A 6,011-nucleotide genomic window follows, 5' to 3' on the forward strand; every position below is an offset into this window, starting at 1 on the left:
GTTCAGGAAATCCGAAATCCGAAGCTCGAAATCCGAAACAATGACCAAAACCCTAAATGCATCAATGACAGCAACATCCTGTTTTAAGCTGTTGGTTTTTATCATTTGAACATTCTATATTCGTATTTGTTTCGGATTTCGGATTTCGATATTCGGGTTTTGGCTGAACAGGGTTTTCGTTCAGCCACTAAGAAGGAGGGCCTCGGATAATGCGTCCTCAAGCAGATCTTTTCTTTCCGTTAATACAGGAGTAACGGCCTCCTTATATCAGTGCGGGCGAAAATGCCCGATTCCCGGCCAAAGTCAGCCATTTTTCGAGGCCTGAAAAAAAATCCCGGTTCAGGGTTTTGCCGGGCTTGATTTCAATGGGCATCAGCCGGCCGACATAGTCAGCAATCAGATCAATTTCATTGCCGTTGCTGTCCCGCCAGAAGTAAAATTCCGTGTTTTCCATCCGGTTAAACCGGGCCTTGACCAGTTCTGACACAACAAAGGTTTCAAAAATACTGCCACGAAGCGAACTAAAATACTGCCGACCTATTGTCGCCTATGCCACCCGGTTGACCGGGTTTTGGGCCGGGTCTTCAAACCACTGGAAATATTTTTCCGCGCATCGGATGTCTTCCTTTATCAGGGCCTGTTTTTTATCCTCCGAAAGGTCAAAATCCGTGGTCCCGACATCCAGGGTGCTGATGTAAAGGGTGCGCTGCCAGTCGTCGCTATGCAGATGCTGGTTTTCCTGCACCCGCATAACAGCCGATATCAGGGCGCGGGCATACTGGGTGAAATTTTTGATCTCCCGGCCCGGCAGGGGCTCGTCATACCGGAAAGCTGCGATTTCCTCGGATCGATCAAGCCGCATGCCAAGGGACTGGCGGTTGTAGACATAGGGACTGCAATCCGGCCGTTCAAGGAGAAAGGACGCATTTTCGCGATTGTAATAATCGGTGCCCCGGGCGGCTTCAGCCTCGTTTGCCATGTCAATATACTTCTTCCGGTCAAAAAGCTTGACCGGGTAGTTTCGCATCACACCGCCGTCAACATAGACATCGTTTCGCGACCCGCGGCGCACGGGGCAAAAAACACATGAACTTTTTAAAATCAGTGGAATGCAGGATCTGGCGCTGGATGTGGATGTCATATCCCAGGGCAAATATCAGGGCGTTTATGGCGCCGGCACTTGCGCCCCCCACCCGCTGGATGCCGTCGAGCAGCCCCCGCTGGGTCAGCACCTGCATGGCCCCGATATAAGCGATCCCCTTTACGCCCCCGCCTTCAACAATCAAATTTCGAAATTGTGATGCCATGGCCGTCTCCTTTGGTCTGCAAAGATTGTCAATCAACAAGGGAAGCTGAAACAGGCAGGGCTAAAGCTCCCCTGCCGGCCTGCTCCCCCGGGTTTCAAAAATTGGACGCATTATACAGATCCGGAAAATAATAGGGCAGCACGTGAAGCGGCAGGCCCATGACAAGGGGCGCCCGGTGGGAGGAGGAGACAAGCAGGCCTTCATCGAGCAAAACAGCCACGATGCGGCGGGCGTTTCGCTGGCTCATGTTTAAAATCTCCCCTGCCCGGCCCCGCGGGATGCGTCCGCGCATGAACGCGGCACGCAGCAGCCGGGCAGCTTCCGGGCGCAGCGGATACTGCGGGTCCCTCGACCGCATGTCCACGTACCAGTCGATTCGGGCTTCGATCTGATCCAGGCGCAGCAGCTTTTCCATAAACCCGATCTGATCCAGGCAGGTGAGCAGAAAAAACCGGCAGAAATCCGCTAGCATCTCCTCGGAAAAACAGCCCGAAGCCTTGTGGTTTTGGGCGGGTGAATCCGCGGCCCACAATTCCATCATGTAGCGCTGTTTCTGCCGGGACAGGCCCCGGGACAAAGACCAGAGATTGCTCTGGTTCACCCCGGACCGGGCAAGGTAGAGGCCTGAAAAAAGCCGGGCCACCTGGCCGTTTCCGTCCCGGAACGGATGCAGCCAGGTCAGCCGGTGGTGACTGGCGGCCATGGCAATGAGGCGTTCATCTCCGTGGAACCGATTTGGGTTGTATTTTTCGGCAAATGTCTTCATCAGACCGGGCAGGTGCGAAAACCCGGGGCCGTGGGGGGTGCGGCCGTCCACCGACACGTTGACGTCGCGCAATTGACCGGGCTGGACCGGGATATCGGAAAACCCCTCCGGAGTGTGTGCAAACCGGTGCTCCGGGGGAAGGTGCGCGTAAAAGGCGGCATGCAGGTCGGACAGAAACTCCGGGCTGCAGATGTTTGGCGGCGCCTGTGTCTGCAATGCTTCCATGAAGGCTTTTTCGGTCTCCACATGGGCGGCGCACAGCTGCTGGGCGTATTTTTTTTCCGGATCATCCCGGAAATGCCGGTGCAGGGCCATTTCAATGTCCGGAATGGTTGTTTTGTGGCCCTCGATGAGATTGCTGTAATAGCTGTTGATCAGCCGCAAGTGCCAGCCCAGGGCATCAGCGGTCTCCCGGGCCAGCCTCCCTTCCAGGGCTGCGGATGCAGAAGTGGTTTGTTGGGCCAGGTCCTTTAGCGCGCCGATAAAGGACTTGCCGGGCACATAGGGGCGCAAAGAAATGATGTTTTTGACCGGTTTGCTGTCCGGCTTTGATTCTTTCATAATAACCCTTATTTAAAGGATTATTTTTATTTTTACAAGAAATTTTATTAGGATTTACGGATAAATCTGGCCGGTTCGAAACCGGGCCCTGTAATCAACATAGCCGGGCAAAGGCTGAAAGGATGGCTGGTGCCTCAGGGGTCGGGGTGACGTTTTGCAAAAGGTGCTCGGGGCTGCGGCCCTCACGGATAAGGTCATCTGCCTGTTTGTCGATGTAGGCCCGCATGATTTCGGCTGAAAATTCAGGATGAAACTGCACGCCCCAGGCACGGCCGCCGATGCGGAAAGCGTGATACGGATCATGATCGCTTTGGGCTAGATGCACAGCCCCGGGCGGAAGCTTGAACACGGTCTGGGAATGGGTGGCATGGGCAAAAAAACGCTTCGGCATTGCGGAAAAAAGCGGATCTGATCCGGCCGCACCGGGAAAAACCCGGATTTGCACCGTGCCCACTTCCCTGCCCCGGGGGTGATAGCCGGCTTTTCCTCCCGCAGCCCGGGCCAGCAGGTGATGGCCGTAGCAAATGCCCAAAACCGGGACCCCGACATGCAGCAATTCCTTTAGCCAGTTTTCCGTGCGCACGCTCCACTCCGCATTGTCTGTGGCCATGGCATGCGAGCCGGTGAGCACCGCGCCGGCGCACTTTTCCGGCGCCGGAAGTCCCTGTCCGTTTTTGGCATCCACAATGCGGACAAACGCTCCGGGCGCGTCCAGCCCGTTTTGGGTCCAGTGCTCGAAATCACCGAACCGGGACTTCATGTCCGCATACGTGGTGCCCAGTTTTATGATGCAGAGTTTTTTCATGTCCATGTTCTCCGCTCCGGTCTTGTCCGTGCTTTTTGCAAGACTGCAAAAAATTTAAATAAAACCGGCACAGCTCTGTGTCAACTAGGGGGGCGCTGTTTTTTTTTCGCCAGGTCGCGGACCCGGGCGGCAAATTCGGCTGCCAGCCCGGGCTCCATTTTGATTCCGTGTTTTGCAAGCGCGGCGCGCACTGCGCAAGCCCCCGAATGAGACCCGATGACCATGCGCCAGTCCCCCCGTCCCACCTCCTGGGGGCAAAAAGGCTGATAGGAAAGCGGATTTTTGAGCAGGCCCGCACAATGAAGGCCGGATTCGTGGGTAAACACGGCAGAGCCGGTCACCGGCTTGGCAGCAGGCACGGGCCGTGCGCTCAATTCGGCCACATGCGCACACAGCCCTGCCAGGCCCGCGTTGTCAATCCGTGATCCGATGTTGTCTGCCGTGTGAAGGGCCGCGGCCACTTCCTCTAAGGCCGCGTTTCCCGCCCGCTCGCCCAGACCGTTTACGGTTACGCTCACCGCCTCCGCACCGGCTTCCGCGGCCGTGACCGCGTTGGCCGTGGCCATGCCCAGATCATTGTAGGCGTGAAACTCCAAAGAGATTTCCGGGGCGTGATTTTTCAGCATCCGGATCAGACGGTCCGTTCCTGTGGGCCGGCTGATGCCCACCGTGTCGGCCAGACGCAGCCGAAACGCCCCGCATGACGGCCCATTCACACAGGCTTTGCACCAGGCGCCGGCCCGTGCCCTGCCGCCGGAAGCCGGGCCGCACCACCACGTCTTCCACAATGGCGGCCATGGAGCCTTCTGCAGTTGAGATAAGCGTCTGGGCCGAAGCCATGCCCACGATTTCACCTCCGGCTTCGGCCACCTTGACAACCTTGTGCTTTAAGCACCCGTTTGTCATCATAAAAAGCCCGCGCCGCTGACGCGCGTCGTAAAATTCAAAATCCGCCTCCAGGTCAAAAGAGCTTGTCAGCACGCGGCTGACCTCTAGAATGGAGGCCAGTTCCTGGTTTTTGCGCACAAGCGTATTCAACGGATAACTTCCCTCCTTTTGCGCAGGTTTGAACAAAAATGCCAGTCCCTGGTCTTAAGCAATGCAAAAATCACACCATACCATTTATGCTTGCATTTTGATGACAAATGCATTATTTTGTTGGCACAATCATTCAGAAAGGGGAATGCATATGCCCACGCTTCAAATCAGAGATCTGCCCGAGCATCTGCATAACCGGCTGAAGGAAGAAGCCGGAAAACAGCACAGAAGCCTTTCCCAGCAAGCGGTTGTGGCCCTTTCAAGGGGAATGGGAAAACCCCTGGACGCAAAAGCCCGCAGAAAACATTTGCTGGAGCGCATTCGCACAGCTCCGGCACATGGGTTTACAGGACAATTAAAAGACCCTGCGGAGCTGATCCGCCGGGACCGGGAGCGCTGATGATTGTTGTCATGGATACCAGCATCGGCGCTGAAATCGTCATGCAGCGCAGACATGCCGGGTTCTGGGCCGGGCACCTGCAAAACGCGGACTGGGTGATCGCACCGAATCTCTACATCGCGGAAATCACAAACGTTTTCTGGAAATATCACACGTTCCAGGATCTGCCCGCAGACATCTGCGAGACCTGCATTGAAAACGCCCTGATGCTTCCTGATGATTATGCCGCAGAAACCGATCTTTACAGGGAGGCGTTTGCATTGGCCTGCAACACACAGATAACGGTTTATGATATGTTTTTTCTGGTGCTTGCGCGACGGCACAACGCCGCTTTGGCCACCATGGACAAAAAGCTGAAAAACACGGCGCAAAATCAATCCGTGCGCACGCTTTAGACAAAACATCACCCCTTTTCCCGCTGATACCAATACAGGGATTTACCTTTAGGCGCAAATTTGAAAAAATCCACATTTACACTTTCTCCACCCTCACTTACCCGGGCGGTCTGTGGAGCCTCGGGTTTGCATCAAACGGGCTGTACCAGATCCGGGATTTTGATCAGAAACGCCCGGCGGCTCAAGGCATGGACGTGCAGTATTACAATCCTGCGGTCCACAGGGCGGAATTCGCCATGCCCGGCTTTATCTCAAGGGGCCTGACAGGGCTTATCGACTCTGTGCCATTACAAATCAAATCAAACATTATCAGGTACGGAGGACGCCTTAGTACACGCAGTCATAAATACAGTGACATTACAATCCCGACAGCAGGTTCACTATTGGGATCTGAAGCGAGGCTGAAAAATCCGAAATTCAAAACACGAAGCACGAAACAAGCACGAATGACCAAAATATAAAACAAAACCAGCAAAATTCCACCCCGATTGAATTGAGCCAGCAGAGGAGTTTTCTCTATGTTTCGGACATTATGTCCTTAGGCCGGCGTGTGTGTCGAGGGCGTGCGGTGTGGTTTGTGAGTCGCATTGAGCCCGAAAGTGTTCAGCAGCGAACAAACCGCCCCGCAGGCCCTCCTGAAAAAGATTACAAAAGTGCCGGGTCTTTAAAGCCTCCGACAAATCAGCGAAACAGCCATGAAAAACGACTTGACGCAAATGCAGTTGACGCTGTATTTGGA

At 54.9% G+C, this 6,011-nt stretch carries 9 protein-coding genes; 2 read left to right on the forward strand and 7 right to left on the reverse strand.

Features of this window, described 5'->3' with window-relative positions; genetic code table 11:
- Positions 1 to 262: 262 nt before the first annotated feature.
- The 7 genes from R6U41_RS07440 to R6U41_RS07470 form a co-directional block, all read right to left on the reverse strand.
- Entirely contained in the window at positions 263 to 541 is a 279-nt protein-coding gene (locus tag R6U41_RS07440; RefSeq protein ID WP_410269211.1) for a DUF4143 domain-containing protein, read from the reverse strand.
- 6 nt (positions 542 to 547) lie between these two features.
- Positions 548 to 1,027 (reverse strand): hypothetical protein, encoded by a 480-nt coding sequence (locus R6U41_RS07445; protein WP_410269203.1) that lies wholly within the window; start codon positions 1,025 to 1,027, stop codon positions 548 to 550.
- Positions 1,028 to 1,037: 10 nt separating this feature from the next.
- Complete coding sequence (locus R6U41_RS07450; protein WP_410269204.1) at positions 1,038 to 1,307, reverse strand: patatin-like phospholipase family protein; 270 nt, start codon at positions 1,305 to 1,307, stop codon at positions 1,038 to 1,040.
- A 94-nt stretch (positions 1,308 to 1,401) separates the two neighbouring features.
- Positions 1,402 to 2,634, reverse strand: coding sequence for a Fic family protein (locus R6U41_RS07455; RefSeq protein WP_410269205.1), 1,233 nt, complete (start codon positions 2,632 to 2,634; stop codon positions 1,402 to 1,404).
- Between the two features lie 94 nt (positions 2,635 to 2,728).
- Positions 2,729 to 3,439, reverse strand: a complete 711-nt coding sequence (locus tag R6U41_RS07460) for a glutamine amidotransferase (protein ID WP_410269206.1) — start codon at positions 3,437 to 3,439, stop codon at positions 2,729 to 2,731.
- 80 nt (positions 3,440 to 3,519) lie between these two features.
- Positions 3,520 to 4,107, reverse strand: a complete 588-nt coding sequence (locus R6U41_RS07465) for a hypothetical protein (RefSeq protein ID WP_410269207.1) — start codon at positions 4,105 to 4,107, stop codon at positions 3,520 to 3,522.
- On the reverse strand, positions 4,013 to 4,477 hold the full coding sequence (locus tag R6U41_RS07470) for an N-acetyltransferase family protein (RefSeq protein WP_410269208.1): 465 nt from the start codon (positions 4,475 to 4,477) through the stop codon (positions 4,013 to 4,015). The genes R6U41_RS07465 and R6U41_RS07470 overlap by 95 nt, the downstream gene beginning before the upstream one ends.
- Positions 4,478 to 4,628: 151 nt before the next feature.
- Here R6U41_RS07470 and R6U41_RS07475 point away from each other — a divergent pair, with 151 nt between their 5' ends.
- Together R6U41_RS07475 and R6U41_RS07480 are read left to right on the forward strand one after the other, a co-directional pair.
- The gene (locus R6U41_RS07475; protein ID WP_410269209.1) at positions 4,629 to 4,877 is read left to right on the forward strand and encodes a FitA-like ribbon-helix-helix domain-containing protein; all 249 of its coding nucleotides are present in this window, start codon (positions 4,629 to 4,631) and stop codon (positions 4,875 to 4,877) included.
- A complete protein-coding gene (locus R6U41_RS07480; RefSeq protein WP_410269210.1) occupies positions 4,877 to 5,272 on the forward strand; it encodes a type II toxin-antitoxin system VapC family toxin in 396 nt (131 codons plus the stop codon). The genes R6U41_RS07475 and R6U41_RS07480 overlap by 1 nt, the downstream gene beginning before the upstream one ends.
- The last annotated feature ends 739 nt before the right edge of the window (positions 5,273 to 6,011 follow it).

It is taken from the genome of Desulfosalsimonas sp., assembly GCF_046483245.1.
Classification (GTDB): domain Bacteria; phylum Desulfobacterota; class Desulfobacteria; order Desulfobacterales; family Desulfosalsimonadaceae; genus Desulfosalsimonas.

What these genes read in the sequence shown, in the direction of transcription:
- R6U41_RS07445 (WP_410269203.1), bottom strand. Translation starts at nt 1,027, where the DNA reads ATGCGAAACTACCCGGTCAAGCTTTTTGACCGGAAGAAGTATATTGAC.
- R6U41_RS07460 (WP_410269206.1), bottom strand. Translation starts at nt 3,439, where the DNA reads ATGAAAAAACTCTGCATCATAAAACTGGGCACCACGTATGCGGACATG.
- R6U41_RS07450 (WP_410269204.1), bottom strand. Translation starts at nt 1,307, where the DNA reads ATGGCATCACAATTTCGAAATTTGATTGTTGAAGGCGGGGGCGTAAAG.
- R6U41_RS07455 (WP_410269205.1), bottom strand. Translation starts at nt 2,634, where the DNA reads ATGAAAGAATCAAAGCCGGACAGCAAACCGGTCAAAAACATCATTTCT.
- R6U41_RS07480 (WP_410269210.1), top strand. Translation starts at nt 4,877, where the DNA reads ATGATTGTTGTCATGGATACCAGCATCGGCGCTGAAATCGTCATGCAG.
- R6U41_RS07475 (WP_410269209.1), top strand. Translation starts at nt 4,629, where the DNA reads ATGCCCACGCTTCAAATCAGAGATCTGCCCGAGCATCTGCATAACCGG.